At 70.6% G+C, this 22,901-nt stretch carries 22 protein-coding genes and 1 tRNA gene; 9 read left to right on the plus strand and 14 right to left on the minus strand.

Features of this window, described 5'->3' with window-relative positions:
- Window positions 1–302: 302 nt before the first annotated feature.
- Both CED_RS03985 and CED_RS03990 read left to right on the plus strand, forming a co-directional pair.
- Window positions 303–800: a phage holin family protein gene (locus CED_RS03985; protein WP_235186876.1), complete on the plus strand. Its 498-nt coding sequence runs from the start codon at window positions 303–305 to the stop codon at window positions 798–800.
- 167 nt (window positions 801–967) lie between these two features.
- Window positions 968–1,882, plus strand: coding sequence for an alpha/beta fold hydrolase (locus tag CED_RS03990; protein WP_011438647.1), 915 nt, complete (start codon window positions 968–970; stop codon window positions 1,880–1,882).
- A 35-nt stretch (window positions 1,883–1,917) separates the two neighbouring features.
- Here CED_RS03990 and CED_RS03995 read toward each other — a convergent pair whose 3' ends face one another.
- Genes CED_RS03995 through nth form a run of 4 tightly spaced genes read right to left on the minus strand, consistent with a single transcriptional unit; the run spans window position 1,918 to window position 5,278 of the window.
- Window positions 1,918–3,102 carry a MarP family serine protease gene (locus CED_RS03995; protein WP_035908654.1) on the minus strand — a complete coding sequence of 395 codons (1,185 nt, stop codon included), beginning with the start codon at window positions 3,100–3,102 and terminating at the stop codon, window positions 1,918–1,920.
- 18 nt (window positions 3,103–3,120) lie between these two features.
- On the minus strand, window positions 3,121–3,672 hold the full coding sequence (locus CED_RS04000; protein ID WP_023840722.1) for a hypothetical protein: 552 nt from the start codon (window positions 3,670–3,672) through the stop codon (window positions 3,121–3,123).
- Complete coding sequence (locus CED_RS04005; RefSeq protein WP_035908655.1) at window positions 3,672–4,547, minus strand: CoA pyrophosphatase; 876 nt, start codon at window positions 4,545–4,547, stop codon at window positions 3,672–3,674. The genes CED_RS04000 and CED_RS04005 overlap by 1 nt, the downstream gene beginning before the upstream one ends.
- Window positions 4,544–5,278 carry an endonuclease III gene (gene nth / locus CED_RS04010; RefSeq protein ID WP_035908656.1) on the minus strand — a complete coding sequence of 245 codons (735 nt, stop codon included), beginning with the start codon at window positions 5,276–5,278 and terminating at the stop codon, window positions 4,544–4,546. Before nth ends, CED_RS04005 begins: the two co-directional genes overlap by 4 nt.
- 144 nt (window positions 5,279–5,422) lie before the next feature.
- On the opposite strand from nth, the gene CED_RS04015 reads away from it, so the two are divergent.
- A complete protein-coding gene (locus CED_RS04015; RefSeq protein ID WP_023840719.1) occupies window positions 5,423–5,659 on the plus strand; it encodes a hypothetical protein in 237 nt (78 codons plus the stop codon).
- Window positions 5,660–5,809: 150 nt separating this feature from the next.
- Window positions 5,810–6,499, plus strand: a complete 690-nt coding sequence (locus CED_RS04020; protein ID WP_035908697.1) for a Crp/Fnr family transcriptional regulator — start codon at window positions 5,810–5,812, stop codon at window positions 6,497–6,499.
- Window positions 6,500–6,603: 104 nt separating this feature from the next.
- On the opposite strand, the gene CED_RS04025 is transcribed toward CED_RS04020, so the two are convergent.
- The 5 genes from CED_RS04025 to CED_RS24185 all read right to left on the minus strand — a co-directional run bounded on the left by CED_RS04025 (window position 6,604) and on the right by CED_RS24185 (window position 13,084).
- Window positions 6,604–10,218, minus strand: a complete 3,615-nt coding sequence (locus CED_RS04025) for a tetratricopeptide repeat protein (RefSeq protein WP_035908657.1) — start codon at window positions 10,216–10,218, stop codon at window positions 6,604–6,606.
- A gap of 315 nt (window positions 10,219–10,533) precedes the next feature.
- Window positions 10,534–11,403, minus strand: coding sequence for an MBL fold metallo-hydrolase (locus CED_RS04030; RefSeq protein WP_035908658.1), 870 nt, complete (start codon window positions 11,401–11,403; stop codon window positions 10,534–10,536).
- A gap of 2 nt (window positions 11,404–11,405) precedes the next feature.
- Window positions 11,406–12,353, minus strand: coding sequence for an NUDIX hydrolase (locus CED_RS04035; RefSeq protein WP_035908659.1), 948 nt, complete (start codon window positions 12,351–12,353; stop codon window positions 11,406–11,408).
- 100 nt (window positions 12,354–12,453) lie between these two features.
- Window positions 12,454–12,918 carry a RidA family protein gene (locus tag CED_RS04040; RefSeq protein WP_011438636.1) on the minus strand — a complete coding sequence of 155 codons (465 nt, stop codon included), beginning with the start codon at window positions 12,916–12,918 and terminating at the stop codon, window positions 12,454–12,456.
- A 1-nt stretch (window position 12,919) separates the two neighbouring features.
- Complete coding sequence (locus CED_RS24185; RefSeq protein ID WP_160172360.1) at window positions 12,920–13,084, minus strand: DUF4177 domain-containing protein; 165 nt, start codon at window positions 13,082–13,084, stop codon at window positions 12,920–12,922.
- 232 nt (window positions 13,085–13,316) lie between these two features.
- Here CED_RS24185 and CED_RS04045 point away from each other — a divergent pair, with 232 nt between their 5' ends.
- Complete coding sequence (locus CED_RS04045; protein WP_369807779.1) at window positions 13,317–14,348, plus strand: ArsA-related P-loop ATPase; 1,032 nt, start codon at window positions 13,317–13,319, stop codon at window positions 14,346–14,348.
- The gene (locus CED_RS04050; protein WP_084680682.1) at window positions 14,345–15,637 is read left to right on the plus strand and encodes an ArsA-related P-loop ATPase; all 1,293 of its coding nucleotides are present in this window, start codon (window positions 14,345–14,347) and stop codon (window positions 15,635–15,637) included. The genes CED_RS04045 and CED_RS04050 overlap by 4 nt, the downstream gene beginning before the upstream one ends.
- Window positions 15,638–15,790: 153 nt before the next feature.
- On the opposite strand, the gene CED_RS04055 is transcribed toward CED_RS04050, so the two are convergent.
- Entirely contained in the window at window positions 15,791–16,147 is a 357-nt protein-coding gene (locus CED_RS04055) for a WhiB family transcriptional regulator (RefSeq protein ID WP_035908660.1), read from the minus strand.
- Window positions 16,148–16,700: 553 nt separating this feature from the next.
- Here CED_RS04055 and CED_RS04060 point away from each other — a divergent pair.
- Entirely contained in the window at window positions 16,701–19,334 is a 2,634-nt protein-coding gene (locus CED_RS04060) for a penicillin-binding protein (protein WP_035908661.1), read from the plus strand.
- An 18-nt stretch (window positions 19,335–19,352) separates the two neighbouring features.
- Here CED_RS04060 and CED_RS04065 read toward each other — a convergent pair whose 3' ends face one another.
- The gene (locus tag CED_RS04065) at window positions 19,353–19,811 is read right to left on the minus strand and encodes a GatB/YqeY domain-containing protein (RefSeq protein ID WP_011438630.1); all 459 of its coding nucleotides are present in this window, start codon (window positions 19,809–19,811) and stop codon (window positions 19,353–19,355) included.
- 155 nt (window positions 19,812–19,966) lie between these two features.
- Here CED_RS04065 and CED_RS04070 point away from each other — a divergent pair, with 155 nt between their 5' ends.
- On the plus strand, window positions 19,967–20,899 hold the full coding sequence (locus CED_RS04070; protein WP_035908699.1) for a metallophosphoesterase: 933 nt from the start codon (window positions 19,967–19,969) through the stop codon (window positions 20,897–20,899).
- Between the two features lie 27 nt (window positions 20,900–20,926).
- Window positions 20,927–21,000, plus strand: a tRNA-Pro gene (locus CED_RS04075).
- A gap of 76 nt (window positions 21,001–21,076) precedes the next feature.
- Here CED_RS04075 and xerC read toward each other — a convergent pair.
- From xerC to CED_RS04090, 3 genes are all read right to left on the minus strand, one after another.
- Window positions 21,077–22,300, minus strand: coding sequence for a tyrosine recombinase XerC (gene xerC, locus CED_RS04080; protein WP_011438628.1), 1,224 nt, complete (start codon window positions 22,298–22,300; stop codon window positions 21,077–21,079).
- Entirely contained in the window at window positions 22,297–22,479 is a 183-nt protein-coding gene (locus tag CED_RS04085; RefSeq protein WP_369807780.1) for an excisionase family DNA-binding protein, read from the minus strand. The genes xerC and CED_RS04085 overlap by 4 nt, the downstream gene beginning before the upstream one ends.
- 31 nt (window positions 22,480–22,510) lie before the next feature.
- Window positions 22,511–22,901 (minus strand): replication initiator (locus tag CED_RS04090; RefSeq protein WP_035908663.1); only part of this gene is annotated, 391 nt, incomplete at its 5' end.

Here is a 22,901-nt window from a genome sequence, read left to right on the forward strand (position 1 = left end):
GTCACAGGTCTGAGCCGCGTCGTTGGGCCCCCAGGCGGCTCCGCGCGGGGGAGACTGCGTAGCGGGACCGGGGCGGCGGACCGCGTCATGATGGGGGGACGGTCGGCCGGGAGGGTATTGACGGTATGGACCGGAGGGGGCCGGGGCGGATGGCCTCCGGTGGGGCCTCCCGGTCCGCCGCCGGTTCGGACCCTGTCGGATCAGGGTGCATGTCGGATCAGGGTGCATGTCGGATCAGGGCGGTAGCGCGAACTGTCCCGCCGTCCAGCACGGGCGGGTCGCCGCCAGAGGGAGGACCAGAAGTGTCGATCGCAGCCGGGAAGGCTCGGGACGGCCGTGAGCCGACGCTGGGTGAGCTGGTGGCTCTGGCCACTCGCGATGTCTCGTTGTTGGTTCGTCAGGAGATCAACCTGGCCAAGGCCGAGCTTGCCCAGCAGGCGGTGTCGGCTGCGCTCGGAATCGGTTTTCTGGCGGTGGCGGCCGGCCTCGGGTTCTGCGCTCTGATCGCCGTCACGATCTTTCTGGGAGAGCTGTTCACCTGGGCCGGCATCGAGCGTTTCTGGTCCTATCTGCTGACGGCCGGTCTCTACCTCGTCGTCGCGGGGCTGCTGGCCCTGTTCGCGATGGCGCGGTTGCGCAAGCTCTCCCCGCCCGAGCGGACCATCCAGACCGTGCGCGACGACATCACCTGGCTACGTAATCCGACGACCGCCCCAGCCAGGTCGGCGGGTCCGGTCGGACCGGGAGACGCGGTCGAGTCGGCGGGNGCGGCCNCCCNCCCGGGCCAGCGCGGGCACTGACGTCCTGTTCGGTGTTCGCCGGTACCCAAGCTGCAGGCGCGGTCGGCACAGGGTCTGGCGAGGGAGCCGGCGGCGGACGTTCGAGGGCCGGCGGCGGNCCCCACGACCGGCTCGTCACGAGCACCGCCGGTCCGGGGCCGGGGGCTGGTCTGCCATCCTGGCAGGCGATGGAGGACACCGTTCCCGAGCCCGCCACCGTCCTGGTCGACGGGCCGTGGCGGCACCGTGACGTGTCTGCCAACGGTACCCGGCTGCACGTGGCGGAGTTGGGGAGCGGCCCGCTCGTCCTGCTGCTGCATGGCTTCCCGCAGTTCTGGTGGGCCTGGCGTCACCAACTCACCGCGCTGGCGGCGGCGGGCTACCGCGTCGTCGCGCCGGACCTGCGCGGCTACGGAGCGAGTGACAAGCCGCCTCGGGGCTATGACGCCTTCACCCTCTCCGATGACGTGGCCGGTCTGGTCAGAGCATTAGGGGAACCGGACGCCGCGGTCGTGGGCCACGACTGGGGTGGGCTGCTTGGCTGGACCACTGCGGTCCGTCATCCGATGGTGGTGCGTCGACTCGCGATCCTGGCCATGCCCCATCCGTTGCGGCTGCGGCACCAGATCGCGGCGGATCCTCGTGGTCAGGGTGTCGCCAGCCGGTACATGCTCGGTTTTCAGCTGCCGTGGCGGCCCGAACGGGTCCTGGTGGCCGAGGACGCCGCCCACGTCGCAACGCTGCTACGCGGCTGGGGAGGACCTGGGTATCCGGATGCCGAGGCCGAGCGGCGATATCGATCGGCGATGCGCGTTCCCGGGGTGGCGCACAGCTCCCTGGAGTACCACCGGTGGATCTTCCGGTCGTTATTCCGGCCCGATGGGGCGCGTTTCGGTAGTGTCCTCCGTCGGTCGCTGCGGATGGAGACCCTGCAGATACACGGGGAAATGGACCGTTGTTTCCTGCCGTCCACCGCCCAGGGCTCCGGGCGTTACGTCAGCGGCCCCTACACCTGGCGTCTGCTCGGTGAGATCGGGCACTTCCCGCATGAGGAGGCCCCCGACCTCGTCAACGCCGAACTGCTCGGCTGGCTTCGTCCCTGAGCGTCGCCCGGCCACCGGTGCGGGAGTACGGGAGGTCAGTCGCACCCCTGAGTGCTCACCTCCGCCGTGGCGATCACCCCGGCGGCGGCAGGCCTGGCCACTTCGGCGGCGCTCAGGGCGTAACCGGTGTCGCTGTCGTTGACGGCCGCGGCGAACACGACGCCCAGGACGTCTCCGCTTTCGGACAACAGGGGTCCACCGGAGTTTCCCGGCAACACCCGTCCACGGACCGCGTAGATGTCGCGCAGGACGAGGCCGTGCGAGTAGATGTCCGGGGCCTGGGCGGTCTGATGGTTGCGGACGCGCGCCGCCACAGTGGTGTATGGCCCGTCCTGGGGATAACCGGCGATCACTGCGGCNTCTTCGGCCGCGGCCGGTGGGTTTGTCCGGAACCGCAGCGGCGGCCGTTGCAGGTCCGGCACGCGGAGCACGGCGACGTCCCGGTCGGGGTCGAACAGGACGACCTCGGCAGGCAGGGTGCGCGAGGCCAGCACGACCACCGGACGGTGCACTCCGGCTACGACGTGCGCGTTGGTCATCACGCGCTGCGGGGCGATGACGAACCCGGATCCCTCGACCCGTTTGTCGCAGGAGCTGGCGACGCCACGGATCTTCACGATGCTCGCCGCCGCGTTGCGGACCCCGGCAGTCCGGGTGGAAGCGGGATCGGGCGGATCGGCAGCGACGATGCGCCCGCCGCCGAGCCCGGCGAAGACCTCGGGGAAGCCGTTGTCGTCAGCCAGTTGGCGCAGGTCGGCGAATGCACTGCGGACCTCGTTGGGCATCCCGGCGTCCACGGTGGCGAGGATCCGCGATTCCCGGACCGAGTGGGCGAGGGACTCGAAGGGCGATCGATCGACGGCCGTCGCCAGCAGCCAGGCGACAAGAAGCACCGATAAGCCGGAGAGCACCGCACCCGCGGCGGCATCGACGGCCCTGCCGGGGCGCNAGGTCACCCGGTCCCGGCTGGCGACCCCGATCGCGGTGCCCGCGACCTGCCCGACCAGGGCGAGACCGAGCACGGCCAGGAGACCGACCATGGCGCCGTGGCTCTCCTGGCCGATCAGTTCGGCGAAGGGCTTCGCAACCTTGGCACCGAGCACACCACCGCCGAGGAAGCCGACGAACGACAGCGCGCCCACCAGGAAGCCCTGCCGGTACCCGGAGATCGCGAAGAGTACGACNAGCAGGAGAAGAACGATGTCCAGGACGTTGAGCACGGCGGGCGTCGGTTCGACTCAGAGGATCTTCAGTGTGGCTGTCATGTTGGGATGCAGAGTGCAGACCACCGGGTAGCTACCCGGTTCCGTCACGGAGAAGGTGATGCTCTGTGACTCTCCCGCGGAGACGATGCGCGTGTGTGCCTCGGGAATCCGCGGAATGACGAAGTTGTGCGGCGGGGACTGCGGCGCGACCGAGAAGTCGACGCGGATCCGCCCCGGCCTGGCCACCAGTTCCATCGCGGAGAAGTGCAGGTTCGGCAGGCCCGTGACGGCGAAGATCTGCAGGCCGCCCGCTCCCTCGGTGGGAGTGAGGGAGGGCCCCGTCGACGTGCCGTCCTTGCCCGAGCCTCCGCAACCCGCGGCGCCCAGGAACAGACCGAGTGCCAGCCCGAGGGCTACCGTGAGCCGGCCCAGCCGGGTTGTCCGCCTGGTCCAGCCCGTCCGGTCCATCCAGGCCACCCGAGCGGGCGGGTGCTGGATACCATCCGGCCGTCGTGACCGCCCCTGCCGGGAGGAGTGGATGGACGGTCGCGGTCCCGCATGGTCACGGTCCGCGGTGCTGGTCATCAGCTGTGCCTCTCGTCGCAGGGCGATGCCGGTGCCGCCGGCGGGCTGGACTTGTCCAGTGGCGGGGACTTGTCCAGTGGACCGGACTGTAGCGGTGGGTGGGACGGTGCCGGTGGGTGGGACGGTGCCGGTGGGCTGGTCGTCTGTGCGGGCACGACCGGGGTCCCGCTGGTCGTGGCCCGCGCGACCGGGTAGTCGATGAGCTCGGTGTCGTTCCACGGCCGTTCCCACTCGCCGAGACGGAGAAGAACATCGAGGATGCCCGCGGTGAAGCCCCACACCAGCATGCCGCGGACCCGGAAGGCGGGTCCGGCGAGGCCGGTGCGGTGGCGCAGCATGACCCGGTTGGCCGGGTCGGCCAGCTCCGCGAGTGGCACCCGGGCGACCGACGACGTCTCGGCGGGATCGACGGGTACGACCGCGCACGGAGTATGCCACCAGCCGATCACCGGGGTCACGAGATAACGACTGGCGTGCAGGTAGAGCGGGGATGCGACGGCGAGCACCTCGACCCCCGCGGGGTCGAGCCCTACCTCCTCCTCGGCTTCGCGTAGCGCTGTGTGCACCCGCGACTCGTCTGTCGCGTCGGTGGCGCCACCGGGGAACGCGGGCTGGCTGGCATGGCTGCGCAGCTCGGCCGCCCGTTCGAGCAGGAGGATGTCCGGCCCCTCCGGCCCCTCCGGGCCATCATCGCCGAACAGGATGAGTACGGCGGCCGGTCGAGCATCCGCGCCTGCATGACCCGGATGGGTCCGGCTGGTCACGAGGGCCTGCCCGGCCTTCTCCGCCAGAGCGCGCAGCCAGGCCGGGGGCGGGGGGACGGTAGTCCCGTCGGTGTCGAAGGCGCCGTCGGCGTTGGCTGGCAGCTCGGTCATCGCAGGGTTTCGACGTCGCTGCGTGTTCCCCGGACCAGCCGGGCCGCCTCGGCAGGCTCGGTGGGGCCGAGCCCGAAGGACGGGCACAGCCGGGCCAGCCCGCAGGCGCCGCAGGCCGGGCGGCGCGAGTGACAGATCCGTCGCCCATGAAAGATCATGCGATCGGAGGCGATGGTCCAGTCCCGCTGTTCGATGAGCGCCGCCAGGTCCAACTCGACCTTGACGGGGTCGGTCTGAGTGGTCAGCCCAAAGCGGCGGGACAGCCGCCCGACGTGGGTGTCGACGGTGATTCCGGGCATGTCGAACGCATGCCCGAGCACGACGTTCGCCGTCTTGCGACCGACGCCCGGCAAGGTCACCAGGGCCGCCAGCGACCGTGGAACCTCACCGTCGAAGCGTTCGGTCAGGGCCGCGCCGATGCCGATCAGCGAGTTCGCCTTGGCACGGAAGAACCCGGTCGGCCGCAGCATGTCCTCGAGTTCGGCGCGGTCCGCGCCCGCATAGCCAGCTGCGGTCCGATAACGGGCGAACACTCCGGGAGTGACCTCGTTGACCTTCTTGTCGGTGCACTGGGCCGACAAGACGGTGGCAACCAGCAGTTCGAGAGCGTTGTCGAAGTGCAACGCGATGCGGGCGTCGGGATGGATATCGCCCAGCAGACGCACTATCCGGCGAGCCCGCCGGGTCTTCGCGAGCGGGGTCTCGGCCGCGGCGTCGACGGTTGCGGGCATGTCTGGCAGCGTATCTGCCGGTCGATCCGCCCGTCCGGCGCCGCGGCCGGGTGGTCCGAACGGGCCCCGGCCAGGTGGCCAATGCGCGACACACCCACCCCCGGTCGCATGCGATGGTCGCCGGTCGGCCACCATGGAGAGGTCATGTTTGTCATTGCCGCGGTCACCTTTCCCCTGCTGCTTCTCGGCCTTCTGCTGGCGATGGAACGGGTGGAACGTCCGTTGAATGCCGCCGACACCGGTAAGGGCCTCGAGGGCTTCCTCGACAACGCCCGGCCGGACGAGGTCAGCACCTTCGTCAATCAGGGCCTCCCCGCCGCGTTGGAGCGCTACCGGCGGCGCCTGCGCCGACCGCCGCCGGGCAAGCATCGAGCCGCCTGACCGCGCGGGGCTAGGCCGTGTCGATCGGCCCGTCGGGTCCGGGTCGGGCCGTGTCGATCGGCCCGNCGGAGCCCTGTCGATCGGCCTGTCGGGGCCATCTGGGGGTCCCTGGCCGTGCTCTCTGCCGNTAGTCCTGGCATGCTCAGGACCGTGGAGGATCTGCTTGCCCGTGTACCACTGTTCGTAGGGCTGTCCGAGCAGGACCGAANGGCCCTCTCCGACCATCTTGATCGGCAGGATGTCACCCGTGGGGACGTGCTGTTCCGTGAAGGAGATGTCGGGGACCGGGTCTTCATCGTCCTGTCCGGAAAGGTGAAGATAGGACGTCAGTCGGCCGACGGCCGGGAGAACCTGCTGTCCGTGATGGGTCCCGGAGACTTGTTCGGGGAGCTGTCGTTGTTCGACCCCGGCCCACGCACGGCTACCGCTACGGCAGTCACGGATGCATCGTTGCTGTTGCTGGAACATACCGCGTTGCGTCCCTGGCTGCGATCACGCCCGGAGGCGGGCGCGATGCTCCTGCGGGAGCTGGCCCGCCGGTTGCGGCGTACCAACGACAACGTTGCCGACATGGTGTTCACGGATGTGCCGGGGCGAGTGGCGAAAGCCCTCCTCGACTTGGCGGAACGCTTCGGCGAGCCGGCACAGCCCGGCAACGAGGCCGCCGGTGTCCGTGTCGAGCACGGACTCACGCAGGAGGAACTGGCCCAGCTGGTGGGCGCGTCCCGGGAGACGGTGAACAAGGCGCTCGCCGACTTCGCCACCCGGGGCTGGCTGCGCCTGGACTCCCGCGCGGTCGTGCTGCTCGATCGCGAACGCCTCTCCCGCCGCGCACGCTGAGACCGGCGACCGGCGACCGGCGACCGGCTCGAGGTCCCGCCGGGGCCTCGAGCGCCGGTTGACGCGCGCAAGGCCCGGCCACGGGAGGTGACCGCTCCAGCGGTTCATCCGGCCGTCCCGGCCAGGCCCGCGGGAGTGATGGTCGCGCCGTCGGCGGCCCCGCTGACCGGCAGTCTCGCCAGCAGCCTGCGGGTCTGCGGCGCCTCGCTGACAGCCCCCGTGGCGGTCGCGGCCGCCAGCGCCCGCAGATAGGCGGCACGACCGCCTTCCAGATCGCCGTTGGCCACCAGCGCGGTGCCGAGCGCGCGGTAACCGAGCACCTGGGCGCGTACGTCCTCGGCATCCACGTTGACCGCGCGCCGGGCCACGGTGAGAGCCTGGGTGGGCTGCCCGGCATCCAACAGGATGCCGGCGAGATGGGCGTACGCCTGCCGGCGGGGGAACATCAGGGTTGCCGGTTCGCTTGCCGACAACGCCTCCCGCAACAGCTCGGTCGCCTCATCGAGCCGCCCGCGGGCCCGGGCGATCTGCGCGACCAGTACCTTTGCCCCGAGCTGGGCATGCGGGCGCAGCTCCAGCTGCGCGAGGTCCGCCTGCGCGATCTCGGCGGCCTGCCCAGCCTTGTCCACTTCGCCGGCGTCGAGCCAGGTCAGCCCGAGCAGCACCCGGGCCAGCGCGCCGACGACGACGTGCCCGCGGGCGGCCGCCTCGGCACACGCCTGTTCCAGGTACTCCGCCCCGCGGGCCGATTCGCCGGTGCCACGGGCCGCCAGCCCACGGGCGACCAGGGTCAGCATTGTTCCCCACGCGTCGCCGATGCTGGTGAACAGCTCAGCGGCCCGCTCCGCGTGGGTCTCGGCGGTGGCGATGTCGCCCAGCTCGGCGGCCGCTATCGCGTCGATGGTGAGGCAGACGGCCATCCCCCACTGCTCGCCCACGGAACTGGCTAGCTCGATCAGTTCGCGGGNGAGTTTGCGGGCCCGGGTGAGCTGCCCGGACAGCAGCAGCACCAGCGCCTCCGTGCCCCGGCACCAGCCGAGGCCGCCGGTGTCCTCGAGCCGGTCGAACACCGCGGACGCCTCGCGCAGCGTCCGCTCGGCGCGGGGATAGTCCCCCCGGGTGGTGGCGCTCCAGGCCAGGTGCTGCAACGCCCAACCGACCCCGCGGGGATCGTCGACCTGGCGGGCGATCGCGAGGGCCTCGCGGTAGCGCTCCTCCGCCGCGTCGATACGGCCAGCGTTGTATTCGAGCATGCCCAGCCGGCGCAACGCGGCGGCCTCCGCACGGTCGTCACCGGCCTGTTGGGCCGATTCCAGGGCGGTGAGCAGGCACTGCGCCGCCTCCTCGGCGCGTCCCTGCTTCTGGCGCAGCTCGCCGAGCACGGAGAAGGCGGCGGCCCGCCGGACGGGTGCGTCGGCGCGTAGCGCGGGGCGTAGCGTGCGTTCGGCCTCATCGAGCTGGCGCAGCGCGACCAGGGCCTCGGCGTGCAGCACCCGCACGACGTTGTCCTCGTTCGTGTCGATGATGCCGCGGCCCAGACGGCGCGCGTTGGCCAGCAGGTCGGCGGCAGCTCGATGATCGTCTCGGGCTAGCGCCTCGCGCGCCAGCCGGACATGTGCGTGGAACCCGGACATCCGGGATGACCAGGCTGGATCGGTGATGGGAAGGTTCATCGATGCGGCCAGGTCATAGGCCCGCAGGGCGTGGTTCGCAACGAAGGTGGAGACGGCCCGCGAGCTGCCGACCATCGCTGTCACCCCCCAGCGCGCCGCCGTGGCATGCCGACGGGCCCGCTCGACCTTGGGTAGCCCGGCGTAGGCGGCGTCGCGGGCCATGGGATGGACGAACCGCCACCTCGTCTCCGTCGCCCGGGGCGGCCGGACGAGCTGGCGCTCGGTCAGTACCCGCAGCGCGCGGGTGACCTCCTCGGCGGGCCGTTCGTCGACCACCGGCAGCGCCTCGGCGGGAAACCGCGGGCCGAGCACCGCCGCCGCGCGCAGTACCGCCTTGGCCACCGGGTCGAGATCGTCGATGCGGGCGGCCAACACCGACTGCACCCCGGCGGGAAGAGTCGCCTCCGTCAGGGAGCCCTCGAGGACCCAGCCCGGCCACTCCCCATTGGTCGTCTCGGCCGACTGGTGCAGCATTCCGCGGTCGATCAGCAGGTTGAGCAGCTCCACCAGGAAGAAGGGGTTGCCATGCACCCGGGAGAGCAGATCGGCCCGGCCGCGGGGCTCCAGCTGCACCCCGCCGAGATGATCCTGCAACAGGCGGCTGGAGGCCTCGAGGCTCAGCGGTCGCAGGGCGATGCGATGGATGTGGGGCAGTCCGGCGAGCCGTGGACCCGTCCGGTCCAGCAGCACAAGCAGAATCGGCCCGGACAACGCCGAGGCCAGCCGGCTCATCGCGTCGCTGAGCTGGCTGGTCGCCCATTCCAGATCGTCGATCATGACCAGGATGGGCCCGGAGGACGCGAGCGCGCCGAGGAGCAGGGCGACCGCGTCCACCGTCGCGTCGACGGACCGCTGTTCGGCCTCCGCGATGTGCGAGGCCCGGGCTGCCGGATCCCCCGGAGCCGCCGCGGTGGCGACGGCGGGCCGCCGGTCGAGCGGAACGCCGAGCAGCAGCAGCAGCCGGTCGGCGATGCCGGGTGGCAGCCGGGCNCCGCTGNGNGGATGCGCCAGCCCCGCCACAGTTCGCCGGACGCGGTTGGCCACCCGGTCGAGAGAGTCACCGTCGGTCACCCCGCACGCGTTGCGAACGACGTCGACCAGGGGCGCCAGCCCGCGGCCGTCACCGTGCCGGACCGTCCGTCCCCAGAGCACCGTCGTGCCGGGGGTCCGCTCCGCCCGACAGGCGAGCTCGATGGCCAAGCGGGTCTTGCCGATCCCGGCCTCCCCGGTGATCAGTGCCACCTCGGGTGACTGGTTGGCGACGACCAGGTCGAACAGATCGGTCAGCGAGGCGAGCTCGGNGTCCCGGCCGAGGAACATGGCGTCGTCGGCGAGTCCGGGGCGGGCGACGTTCGACGGGCGCAGGCTCACCAGCTCATAGGCTGGGACGGGCTCCCGCTTGCCCTTGAGGACCAGGTCGGGCAGCTCTCGCCAGGTGGCCACGGACCGGGTGGCGAGCGCGGTCTCCCGACCGGCGTAGACGGTGCCGATCGTGGCCGCGGCCGACAATCGGGCGGCGGTGTTCACGGTATCGCCGATCACGGTGTAGGAGAGCGCGGCCTGCACCCCCGCGAGGACCTCGCCGGTGTTGACGCCCACCCGCAGGCCGAGCCGGCCGTCATCGTCACCCCCCGTGGAGGTGAGCACCAGCCGACGAACGGTCTCCTGCATCGCGGCGGCGGCCCGAACGGCACGTTCAGGGTCGTCCTCATGGGCGGTGGGAGCCCCGAAGACGGCCATGATGCCGTCACCGGTAAGGTTGTCGACGCGGCCGCCGACCTCGTCGATCTCGTGGGCGAGGGCGGCGAGGACCCGATCGGTCATCTCCCCGACGCGTTCCGGATCGCGATCCTCCGCCCAGGCGGTGAAGTCGGACAGATCACCGAACAGAACGGTGACGACCCGGCGCTCGGAAGCATCCACCGCGGGACTCTCGACCGAGGTGAACTCCAAGCCGCAGTGGTAGCAGAATCGTCCGCCCGGAACGGCCGCCGAGCTGCACCGGGGGCACCGTAGCGGGCCCGTGTGCGGAGCTGTGATCACCATGGCTGGGGCCTCCCGTCCGGGTGGCCGGTGGGTAGGGGGCCGGACCGGTCGCCCGGTTTTCGGCTGGTCGAAATCGTCATCCTGCGCACGGGCGGTTCCCTCCGTGCCAGAGTTTAGTGGCCTGGGTCTCCTTCCTCGAATCCCGTCTTGTCGGATGACCGACCGCAGCCGCGTCGATGCTGCTGCGATACCGCTGCGTGATATCGGCCCGGTATCTCTTAGTGGCCTCCCGGAACCTCTCGGTGGCGTGAGGCGGCCGTCCGGCTACCGCTGCCACGGACGTGCCGCTCGCCATCGGCTGGTCGACTGGGCTGATCAGGCGCCGTCGGGATGCTCCCGCAGATAGGTCAGCTGGGCGCGGACCGACAGTTCCGCCGCGAACCACAGGGCGCGGTCGACGTCCGCGTAGACCCGGCGGACCACGTCGGCCGCGTCCGCCTCCGCGGCGTCGACCCCGGCGTCCACCAGAGCACGCCGCACCTGGTCGAGCCGGTTGTGGCGGTGAGCCAGATAGCGCTCGGCCGCGCGGCCAGCCGCGGGCAGTTCGGGGCCGTGGCCGGGCAGCACGGTGGTCTCGCCGAGTTCCCGCAGCAGCCGCAGGCTGTCCAGGTAGTCACCGAGACGGCCGTCCGGGTGAGCGACCACGGTACTGCCACGCCCGAGAATCGTGTCTCCGGTCAGCACCGCCGGACCGGGCGGGAGGTCGCCGGAGGTCGGGCCCGACTCCGCCCGGTCCCGGCAATCCGCGGAGTGCTTGTCTTCCCCGAGCGGCTTGTCTTCCCCGAGTAGAAGGAACGACAACGAGTCGGCGGTGTGCCCCGGGGTGGGGAGGACCCGGAGCTCGACGCCGGCCGTGGCGATCACATCGCCGGCCGTGAGCCCCTCCGATCCCAGCCGGAAGACGGGGTCGAGCGCCCGGACCGGGGCGCCGGTGAGATCGTGCAACGTGGCCGCGCCGGCACTGTGGTCGACATGGCCGTGGGTCAGCAGAATCAGATCGACGCGGCCGGCCGCCGCGACCGTCGCCAGATGTCCGGCGTGGTCCGGGCCGGGGTCCACGACCACACACCCCTCCTCGCCGGCGGCGCGCAGGATCCAGGTGTTGGTGCCGTCGAGCGTCATCGGGCCCGGATTCGNAGCGAGAAGCACGGCGGCCAGGGGAGTGATCTGTCGGGGCACGGCCATGGCTATTGCCACGCCGGGTCGGCGGGGCCCGCATCCCGCAGGTCGTCATGGTTTCCCGGGTCGTCGTACGCCTCGTCATGCGGCAGCAGGAGGCGTGCTTCGCCGCCGCTGACCAGAATCCTCGGCATGATCGGCGACAGGTCGCGGGCGTGGGCGGCGGCCAGCACCGCCGCGACGTCGGCGTATTCGGATAGTTCGGCGAGGGTGAACGCGGTGGGTGGCAGCATGTCCATGGTCCCGGCCCTATGGCGTTCGAGGGCGTCCGCAGGGCGTATCCACTGCATCCGGTCCGCCTCGCTGGAGGGTTGGCCGGGATGCTGGCCGGTGGGAAGTGCCGCGACGAAGAACCTGGTGTCGTACCGTTGCGGCTCGATCTCGGGCGTCACCCATCTGGCCCAGGGCGCGAGGAGATCGGCCCGCAGCACGAGGGAGTATTTGCGGAGCAGGGCGCTCAGGCCGAGCTCGTGCCGTTCCAGTGCGAGGCGCTCGGCGGCCCGGACCTGATCGCTGAGCGCCTCCGGGCCGCCGCCGAGCCTGCCGTCCTCGCCCGCCACCGCGCCGGCCAGCAGGATCCCGCACTCCTCGAAGGTCTCCCGTACGGCCGCACAGACGAGCGCGNGGGCGAGTGCGGGATCGGCGTCGAGCGCGTGCATGACCTCGGCGACCGATGGGCCCGCCCAGGGCACGTCTGGCCCCATATCGGCCGGATCTACTCGTCCACCTGGGAATGCGTACATCCCACCGGCGAATGCCATGGTCGCCGCCCGGCGCAGCAGGTAGGCCTCGATCCCCTGGTTACCCGGCGCGTCGCGCAGCAGCACGACCGTCGAGGCGTCGCGCACCGCTGCGGNCGGCGCGGACGGATGGCGCGCCGTCACCCCGTCGCGGCGGCCTCCGTCGGCCGGGGACCAGCGCAGCCGAGCGATCAGGGCAGCCTTGTGGTCGACCATTGCCCAGATGCTAGAGCCGTTGGTGGCGAGGCGGGGTTTGTTTGTCCTGTTGGCCGCGGCGCGCCGCCGCAACCCCGAGGCCGGCACCGGCGGGACTGGCCTACCCCCCNAGCACCAGTTCGATCTCGACCGGTGCGCCCAGCGGCAGCGCCGAGACGCCGACGGCCGAGCGGGCATGCTGACCGGCCTCGCCGAAGACCGCTGCGAGCAGCTCACTCGCCCCGTTGACGACCGTTGGCTGGCCAGTGAAGCCGGGGGCGCTCGCGACGAATCCAACCACCTTGATGATCCGGGTGATCCCGTCGAGTCCGCCGGCCACCGACGACGCCGCCGCCAGCGCGTTGAGCGCGGCCGTCCGGGCGAGCTCCGCGGCCTGCTCGACGGTTACCTCGGCGCCCGCGCCCACCAGGCCGGTTCGGGCCAGCCGGCCGTCCACCAGCGGAAGCTGACCGGCCGTCCAGATCAGGCTGCCCGCCCGGACCGCGGGGAGGTAGGCGCCGGCCGGGGTCGGGACCGGCGGCAGCGTCAGGCCCAGCGCCGCCAGGCGTTCGCTCGGTGCGGCCATGTCAGGACTGACTCCTGGGACGCTTGAAGTAGGCGACGAGGCTCTCGGGGTTGGGACCGGGAACGATCTGGACCAGCTCCCAGCCGTCCTCACCCCAGTTGTCGAGAATCNGCTTGGTGGCGTGGATCAGTACCGGCGCCGTCACGTACTCCCACTTCGTCTGCATGACACCGGACCTTAGAGCATCGCGCCGACGGTTCCGGACACCCGTGTCACCGGGCCCGAGCCTTCGCCGCCGCATCGTTCCGGTCACCTCTCCCCACATCCCCTACCTTGGCTCGCCCCGCGGTGCGCCGCGGGTTTTCTCCCGGCTCACCACCGTGGTGGGGACCGTGCACGCGGGTACGGTCAAGCTTGTGAACGGCGAGAACACCGTGACCGACAGCGAGAACGCTGTGATCGACAGCGAGAACACCGTGATCAAGGAAGCGAGCGGCGAGGTGGCCGGTCCGTGGGACCGGCGGTTGCACATCGTCACCGGCAAGGGCGGGACCGGCAAGACGACCGTGGCCGGCGCGCTGGCCGTGGCGCTTGCGAGCGGTGGTCGTCGAGTCCTGCTCACCGAGGTCGAGGGTCGGCAGCAGATCGCGCAGCTGTTCGACACCCCTCCGTTGCCCTACCGGGAGCGCAAGGTGGCCAGCGCCCCCGGCGGCGGGGAGGTGTTCGCGTTGGCGATCGACGCGGATGAGGCCCTGCTGGAGTATCTGGAGATGTTCTACAACCTGCGGCGGGCCGGGAGGGCCCTGGACAGGATCGGCGCGGTGGACTTCGCCACGACCATCGCTCCCGGGGTTCGCGACGTGCTGCTCACCGGCAAGGTCAAGGAGGCGGTCAACCGGCCCGACGCCACCCGCCCGGGAGGGCTGGCCTACGACGCGGTGGTGCTCGACGCGCCGCCCACCGGCCGGATCACCCGGTTTCTCAATGTCACCGCGGAGGTGGCGGGGCTGGCCAAGGTCGGGCCGATCCGGGCCCAGGCCGACAGCGTGATGGCCGTGCTGGCGCCCGATCGGGCCGCCGTGCATCTGGTCACCCTCCTCGAGGAGATGCCGGTGCAGGAGACGGTGGACGGCGTGGCCGAGCTGACCCGCGCCGGCCTGCCGCTCGGCGGTGTGGTGGTCAACATGACCCGCCCACCCCTGCTGCGCGCGAAGGAGTCCCGTCTGGCCCGGCGCGGGGAGCTGGACCGGGAGGAGATTGCCGCCGGGATCAAGGAGGCTGGGATGGAGCCCACCCCTGAGCTGGTCGAGGCGCTGGCCTGGGAGGCGGCCCAGCACGCCGATCGCGTCGCGCTGGAGGCGGCTGAGCGTGCGGAGATTGCCGGGCTGGGTCGTCCCGTGTATGAGGTGCCGCTGGTCGCGGATGGCGTCGACCTCGGCACCGTCTACCGGTTCGCGGAGATGCTGCGGGCGCAGCAGATGGTGGCATGAGCCCCGCGCGCCCGTCACCCGGTGCACCACGGCGGGAACCCGGGGCACCGTCCGCCGGGCGGCGAAGGCCGGCAGCGGGGAGCGTCCGGCAGTCGGCGGCGCGTCGCGGCGGGCCGGGAGCGCGCCGGACGCGTCCGCATCCGGCCGGCGTGCCACTGCTCGACGTCGACGCGATGCTCGACACGGAACGGATCGTGGTCTGCTGTGGCTCGGGNGGGGNCGGCAAGACGACCATGGCCGCGGCGCTCGCGCTGCGGGCGGCCGAGCGCGGGCGCAACGTCGTCGTCCTGACGATCGACCCGGCGCGGCGACTCGCCCAGGCCCTGGGCCTGACCGCGCTCGACAACACCCCACGCGAGGTGGCCGGGGTCGACGGTGCCGCCGGTGGTCGTCTCGACGCGATGATGCTGGACATGANGCGGACGTTCGACGAGATCGTCCTGGCGCACAGCACCTCCGAGCGGGCCGAGGCCCTCCTTGCCAACCCCTTCTACCAGTCGCTGTCGTCCTCCTTCGCCGGCACCCAGGAGTACATGGCGATGGAGAAGCTCGGCCAGCTCGACGCCACCGGCACGTGGGATCTGATCGTGGTCGATACGCCCCCGACCCGGTCGGCGCTGGACTTCCTCGATGCTCCGACGAGGCTCGGGGCCTTCCTCGATGGAAGGCTGCTACGACTGTTGCTCGCGCCGGCGAAGGCCGGCGGGCGGGCGTACGTGAAGGTGCTCGGCGCCGGCCTCGGCGTGTTCACCCGAGTCCTCACCAAGGTGCTCGGCGCCCAGCTGCTGACCGACGTCAGCCAGTTCGTGGCGGCGCTGGAGACGATGTTCGGTGGCTTCCGGGCGCGGGCGGAGGAGACCTACCGCCTGCTCGGCGATCCCGGCACCTCGTTCATCGTGGTCGCCGCACCCGAGGCCGCGGCGCTACGGGAGGCGTCCTACTTCGTCGATCGGCTCGATGCGGAGGGGATGCCCCTCGCCGGACTGGTCGTGAACCGGATGCACCACAGCGATGCCGAGGCGCTCAACATCGAGCGCAGCCTTGCCGCCGCCGAGAACCTCGAGGAGCACGGGGAGCATCCGCTTGCCGCCGCGGTGCTGCGCATCCACGCCGATCGGGTCCGGTTGGCGAGCCGGGAGGCGCGGCTGCGGGAGCGGTTCACCAGCGCCCACCCCGACACCCCGATAGTGGAGGTGGAGGCGTTGTCGGAAGACGTGCACGATCTCGTCGGACTGCGGGAGATCGGCGATGCGCTCGCGCGTGACGAACGGCTGGATCGGACCGCTTGATCAGCTTGATCGGCGAGCCCGGTTCATCCGGGTGAGAGAACGCGGTCGACAGCGGATGTGCGTGATCCCGGACCGGGACGACGTTGTCCTCGGGCGGGGGATAGCCGGCGAAGGATCCGATCGGCCTTGGGGACTGGTCGGACCACCGCTGAATCAGCCGGCGGAGGCCGATCTGNGGTCGGCCTGGGCGTCCGTGAGCAGCTTCCGCCAGGACGTGACGTCTGGGCGGCGACGTAGCAGCGCGCGACGTTCCCGTTCGGTCATGCCCCCCNAGACGCCGAACTCGACGTGGTTGTCGAGAGCGTCCGCGAGGCACTCGGTGCGGACGGCGCAGCCGAAGCACCGGGTCTTCACCCGGTTCTGGGCGGCGCCCTGGACGAACAGCTCATCCGGGTCGAGGTCGCGACAGGCGGCGTGAGCCGTCCAGTCGCCGTCGACGGCGGAACCCACGAGATGGGTCGTGTTGGCACGGCGTGGCGTGCTGACGGTGGAGGTCAGGCTTCTGGTCATGCCACCTGCCTTTCTTCTCGAGTCCGGGTCAGGGGGCCCGTGCGGGTGGTGACGTGGCGTTGACCCGAAACCGTACGGAGTGGCGTGGCCACGGCACAGACCCCANACGGGTGGTTGTCCAAATGACTAGTCCGGGCCATTGATCCGGATCGCCATGGTAGTGCGGTCTGTGACCTCCGTATGTCTGTTGCGTGACAATGAGGTATCGACTCAGAGATAATGTAGGTTTTTCATCGCTTCGTTTCCGTTTTGACGAGATTGCCCTAATGTGGGGCCGNAATTGAGATGACGCCCGAAAGTGGAGGTATGGNGCGTGGGCGGCGGGGCAGCGGGTGTGGAGGTTGTCACGGTCGTCCGGGGCGCGCCCGGGACCGGCAGGGTCGCCGGCCGGGGCTGGAACTGCGGCGTCCCAGCTCACGGCATTATCGGCTGCGATGGGCCGCCGCCTTGTGGCGTTCGTGGAAATCGGGGCGGCGGGGGTGGCGCTTGTTGATCAAATGTTGGCCCGTATGCTCCGACGGGTGTCCCAGCCTGGCTGGACGGAGGTCCCTGGATGACCGCGCCCCCTGGGCACCCCACGCCCGGTCGTGGGCGGTTCGAGGATTCCGCCCGCGACCGTGTACCGGGGCGCCCGTACGGGCCTGACGAACTCCGCTTCGGCGACGTCGACCGGCCTGAGCCTCGTCCCATCGCATCATCGGCCCGCCGGCTGGGGTTCGTGGCCACGCGGCTGCTCGGCGCCGGCGTGATCAGCGTGGTGGCGGGGGTGCTCGTCGGCATGCTGGCCCTGCCGGTGGTGGGAGCGGCCGGACTGACCGTCAAGGGCGGCGCGGACGACTTCCTCGACCTGCCGGCCAACCTGACGGTCCCCCCGCTGGCCCAGGCGTCGCGCGTCCTCGACGCGCGGGGGAACGTCCTCGCCGTGCTGCGCGGGGAGCAGGACCGTGAGGTCGTGTCCTTGGGCCGGGTTCCGCCGGTGATGCGTCAGGCGATCATCGACATCGAGGATTCCCGGTTCTACGAGCACGACGGGCTGGATTACAAGGGTCTCGTCCGGGCGTATCTCACCAACCGGGAGAACGGCGAGGTCACCCAGGGCGGCTCGACCCTGACCCAGCAGTACGTCAAGAACGTTCTTCTGATGTCCGCGACGACGGCTGAGGCGAAGAAGGCCGCGACCGAGCAGACCGTCCAGCGCAAGCTTCGGGAGGCGCGTTATGCGCTGTACCTCGAAGCCCATCTGAGCAAGGACGAGATTCTCGAGCGTTATCTCAACATCGCCTACTTCGGCGATGGTGCGTACGGGGTCCAGGTAGCCGCGCGGCACTACTTCAACGTCGACGTCGACAAGCTCACCCTGCCGCAGGCCGCGCTGCTGGCCGGCCTGGTGAAAAACCCGAACGCCTTCAACCCGGCGATACATCCGCAGGCGGCACGGGAACGGCGCAACGTAGTCCTCGACCGCATGTTCGAACTTCATCACATCGACGCGGCGGCCTTTCATCAGGCGCACGATGGCGAGGTGGTGCTCAACCGGCAGCCCCACTCGGCCGATCCCTGCGCCGACTCGACCGCGCCGTTCTTCTGCGCCCTCGTGCGCCAGCGGCTGCTGAACGACAGATCCTTCGCCCCGACGGAGGAGGACGCGCGCAGACTACTGTTCGAGGGCGGCCTCACGATCAGAACGACGCTGGACCCGGTGGCGCAACAGGCGGCGCAGTCGGCCGCGACCGAGGTCATCCCGATCGGGAACCGGGTGGCGGCGAGCGTCGCGATGGTGCAGCCGAACACCGGCCAGGTGCTCGCCCTGGCGATCAACCGGGTCTACGGACCGACGGCGGACGGACAGCCCGCCGCCCTGTCCACGGACTTCGTCCACACCAAGGAGATTTATCCCGTCGACGAGGACTCGTTCTCCCCGGGATCGACCTACAAGGTGTTCACTCTGATCTCCGCGCTCGAATCGGGACTACCGCTTTCCACGACGCTGCACGCCCCCCTCTGCTACCACTCGAACGTCTTCCCGAACCCGGATCCCCAGGGCAAGAACTGCTACGGAAACGCCGATCCCAGCGAGGACGGTTTCTACTCGTTGACGACCGCAACCTGGTCATCGGTCAACACCTACTACATCCAGCTCGCCGAGAAGCTGGGCGTGCTGAAGACGGCCGAGGTGGCCCGCCGTATGGGCGTCACCTCGTGCCGGATCCGGCAGCACAACAACAACGATCCCGAATGCAGGGGGGTGGACGGGATCACCCGGGTCGACGGCTCCTCCATCCTCGGATCCAACGAGATCAGCACCCTCGATCTGGCGACCGCCTACGCGACGTTGGCCGCGCGGGGCAGGAAGTGCGACGCGCGGGCCGTGCTCGCGATCACCCAGCGGGTGGGCGGGACGGACCGGCCGCTTCCCTTCGACACCGGCGCTCCCTGCCAGCAGGCGCTCGACCCGAAGATTGCGGACAAGGTCAGCGCCGTGCTGCAGGGGGTTATCAACCACGGGACGGCCAGCGGGAACGGGCAGATCGGCCGGCCGGCCGCCGGCAAGACCGGCACCGCGGAGGGGTTCAGCACCGCCTCCTTCGCGGGTTACATCCCCCAGCTCGCCGCGGCGGTGACCCTCGCGGACCCGCGCGGACCGACGTCGCATCCCCTGATTAATGTGAAGGGTCGCAACGTCTTCGGTGGCGGATATCCCGCCCAGGTGTGGTCCCGCACGATGATCCGGACGATCGCCGGTCTCGGACTACCGGTCGAACCGCTGCCGACCCCGGACGACACCCAACCCGAGGTGCCGACGAAGGCACTGCCGGACGTGGTCGGGCAGCCGCAGCAGGTCGCCGAGCAGACGCTCGTCCAGCTGGGCTTCCATGTCAGGTCGCAGCCGGTCCCGCATCCGGCGCCCCCCGGCACCGTCGTGGCGATGTCGCCCGCCCCGGGCAGCGAGGTCTCGCTCAACACCGAGGTCACCCTGCAGATCTCCGGGGGGCTGACCGGCACGGCCGTCCTGCCGGGTGGATCGACGCTACCCGGCTTCGGAGCGCTCGCCCAGCCGAATGACGGCCAACCGGCCGGGGGCGGCCAGCCGGGCACGGATCTGCGTCGGCAGCTGAACGCTTCAGGCGGCTCGGGGCCGTTGGACGGGACGGATGGCCGGGGCCAGGGCGGGCGCCGGCGGCGCTGAGCGGGCCACGCGGCTCGTTCAGCCGCCCGCCAACCGGGCCTTCACGAGTGCGGCGACCCGGCCGCCGTCGGCCCGGCCGCCGACCGCGGCCTGCACGGACTTCATGGCGGGACCGATCGCTCGTGGACCGCTGACATCCAGACCCGCGAGTACCTGGTCGATGATCGTGGCCAGTTCGTCGTCGCCGAGCTGCTTCGGCAGGTACTCCTCGAGCACCTCGCCCTCGGCCCGCTCTCGGTCCGCCTGGTCGCCGCGACCGGCCGCGGCGTAGGCGTCGGCCGCCTCCCGGCGCTTCTTCACCTCGCGGGTCAGGACCTTCGAGACCTCCGGGTCGTCGAGGACCCGCGCGGAGCTGCCGGCCACCTCCGCATCCTTCACCGCGGCCAGGGCCAGCCGCAGAGTGGACGTCCGCAGCTCGTCACGGGACTTCATCGCGACGGTCAAATCGGCGCGCAGACGTTCCTTGAGGGTGCTCATAACCACCGGAGCCTATGGTCTGCGGGCAGGGTGGTCACGCCGGTTCCGTCGGCGGGGCGCCCGGTGGTGCGCGGCGCCCGGTGGTGCGCGGCGCGGCGCGCGGAACCGGGCCGGGTGGCGGCAGGTCCCCGCCCGCGGTGGGTGAGACTGGGACGATGAACGCACGTCACACAGCGGCGAGGACTCTCGTGGGTGTCGCGGCGGTGGGGGCGCTCGTGTCGGCCTACGGCGGGNTGTACGAGCGCACGGCGTACACCCNGCGGNGGGTGCGGATCCCGGTGCTGTTGGCCGGCGCGCGCCCCCTGCGCGTGCTGCACATCTCCGACCTGCACGTCACCCCCCGTCAGTACGGCAAGCTCGCCTGGTTGGGGGACCTGGCCCGGCTCGTCCCCGACCTGGTCGCCCTGACCGGTGACGTGCTGTCTGCGGCCGATGCCCGGGATCCCCTGCTCGCCGCGCTGGAGCCGCTCTACTCGTTTCCCGGGGTCTTCGTACCGGGGAACAACGACTACTTCGTCCCGACCCTGAAGAGCCCGCACCGCTACCTCCGGCGGGGCGACGAGGCCCATCCCAGGGGCGCTCCGCTGGACTGGGCGGCTTTCGCCGGTGGTCTCGCCGCCGCCAGCGGGTGGACCGAGCTGACCAACGTGCGGGCGGTCATCGAGGTCGGCGGTCGCCGGATCGACCTGCGTGGCGTGGACGACGCCCGGCTGCGCCGCGACCAGCTCGCGGTCGTGACCGGCCCCCCGGAGCCCGGCGTTGAGCTCGCGTTGGGACTGTCGCACACCCCGGAACCGCGGGTCCTCGACGCGTTCACAGCGGACGGGGTGGGGCTCACCCTTTCGGGGCACACGCACGGGGGTCAGATCCGGCTGCCCCGGGTCGGGGCGCTCGTGACCAACTGCGGGCTGGACCGGGCNCGGGTTCGCGGGCTGTCCCGTCACGAGGTCGACGGGCGGTCGTCCTGGCTGCACGTGTCGTCCGGGCTGGGCACGTCCCCGTTCGCGCCGCTGCGCCTCGGCTGCCGGCCGGAGGCGACCCTGCTCACCCTGGTGCCGGCCGGCGACCCCACCCCGTCGGACCACTGAGCCGTCGGGTATGCTTCATCTCGGTCGCGGGGTGTGGCGCAGCTTGGTAGCGCGCTTCGTTCGGGACGAAGAGGTCGTGGGTTCGAATCCCGCCACCCCGACCCAGGTCAGGGTCATGATCCGCAAGTTTGGATCATACCCCTGACGCGTGTACAGCAGCGAAGTACAGCAACGGCCCTACCGATCAAGACTTTCGCCTAGCCGGTTCAACGCCTCCCGCGTGGCCGTGGACGACGCTTGCGCGTAGATCTCCATCGTCACGTCGATGTTCGCGTGCCGCAGGATGCGCATGATCACCCGTGGGTGCACGTCGAGATCCACCAGCAGCGACGCACAGGTCCGCCGGGCGTCGTGCACTGTGATCCGAGGCACCCCCGCCTTCTGTACCCGCAGAGCGAACGCCCGGTCGAACGTCCGAGGCTCCACCGCGGTGCCGAAGCGTCCCGTGGTGAACAGTCCTGACTCTTGCCAGGCAGCCCCCGCAGCCTTCCGATCCTCCGCCCGCAGCCTCCGCCTCTCAGCGATCGCCGTACGGCAGATCTGCGGCAGGGGCAGCGTGGCGTCCGATCCCGCCGTCTTCGTCTCTCGATGCAGAAGCTGCCCCCGGACCCGTTGAAGCTGCCACTCCACCGCCAACTCCTCCGGCCCGTCATCGGTCACGTCCGGCAGCCCCAGCGCCTCCCCCTTACGGAAGCCGAGAACGACGATCAGGACGTACGCGGCGTAGTACCGATCACCACGGGCCGACTCCAGAAAGATCCGCGCCTCATCCGTGGTCCACGCCTTCCGACGTCGCGCCCTGACCTTCGGAACCTTGACCAGGCCGGCAACGTTCTTGGACACCAACTCCTCGCGACCAGCGTGCGTCAACGCGGACCGCAGCACGCCCCGAACGTCCTTCAGTGTCCGGGCGGAGATGGTCTGCCCACAGCACCGGCCGAGCGCACAGCACCGACGCCGCCTCTCCGGCCGCCGAGCATCCTTGCCCTGTGCGCAGCACTGGCAGGCCCGCTGAAGCCCGTTGACCCACTTCTGTACGTCCCGGACCGTCAGCCGGTCGAGCCGCTTGGCACCCAGACCCGGAACGATGTACAGCCTCGCCAGCGTCTCGTATGTCGAGTACGTCAGCGGAGCAAGGTTCGGCTCCACCACCTCACTCAGCCACCGAGCAACGAATACCGCCACCGTCACCGATCGTGTCGGCATGGGTCCCTGTCGAGCCGTCGAGTGTAGTTTGATCCACTTTTCGTGAACGATCTCCCTGGTCTGCCCGTACACGTACTTCCGCCGTGACTTCCCATCAGGTGTGGTCACCCACACGTACGCGGCGAAGCCATTCCGGTACGGGTAAATCGATCCCTCACCGTTCGCGCGAGTCCGCTTTTGTTTCGACTCGTTCATACAGCGGCCTCCTCCACCCGACGCGCCACGTATTCATCCACCCACTCGGGGAGGATGCGCCGATGCCCTCCATCCTTCAGAGAACGCAGCTCACCCGTCTTGACCNGCATTTTTGTCTTGCTCAGCCCGAACCCGAGCATGNCCGCCACCTGACGGACCGTGTACCATGCCACGGAAATCTCACCATCACGCACTCCCGATCCCCTCCTCTCACGCCGCCGAACGATGATCACGGGCAACCTCTCTCCGTGACCGGGCTTGGTCTGCGGCCATGGATGCGAGCCATCGGTCGCCGTTGTTGGTGTAGCCGGAGGAGNGGTACCGCCAGGTGGGGATGATCACGGTTTCGTCGGTGTCGTCGGGTCGGNCGAAGGCGTCGAGGGCCGGGCGTTCCTCGCCGTTCACGTGGGTGCGCCGCCAGGTACGCCGGGCCGTCCGGCGTGCCGCGAAGGTGGTGGAGTAGCCGCGTGATTTGGTGAGCCAATGGCCGTTGAAGCCGAGTTGGTGCGCCCATTGGCGCAGCCGTAGATCCTGAAACTCCGGGTGCGGACCGAGACGCCACGCGGTATGGACCAGCCGGGCGTGGAACTCTCCCAGGAAC

The organism is Frankia sp. CeD (assembly GCF_000732115.1).
Lineage (GTDB): Bacteria > Actinomycetota > Actinomycetes > Frankiales > Frankiaceae > Frankia > Frankia casuarinae.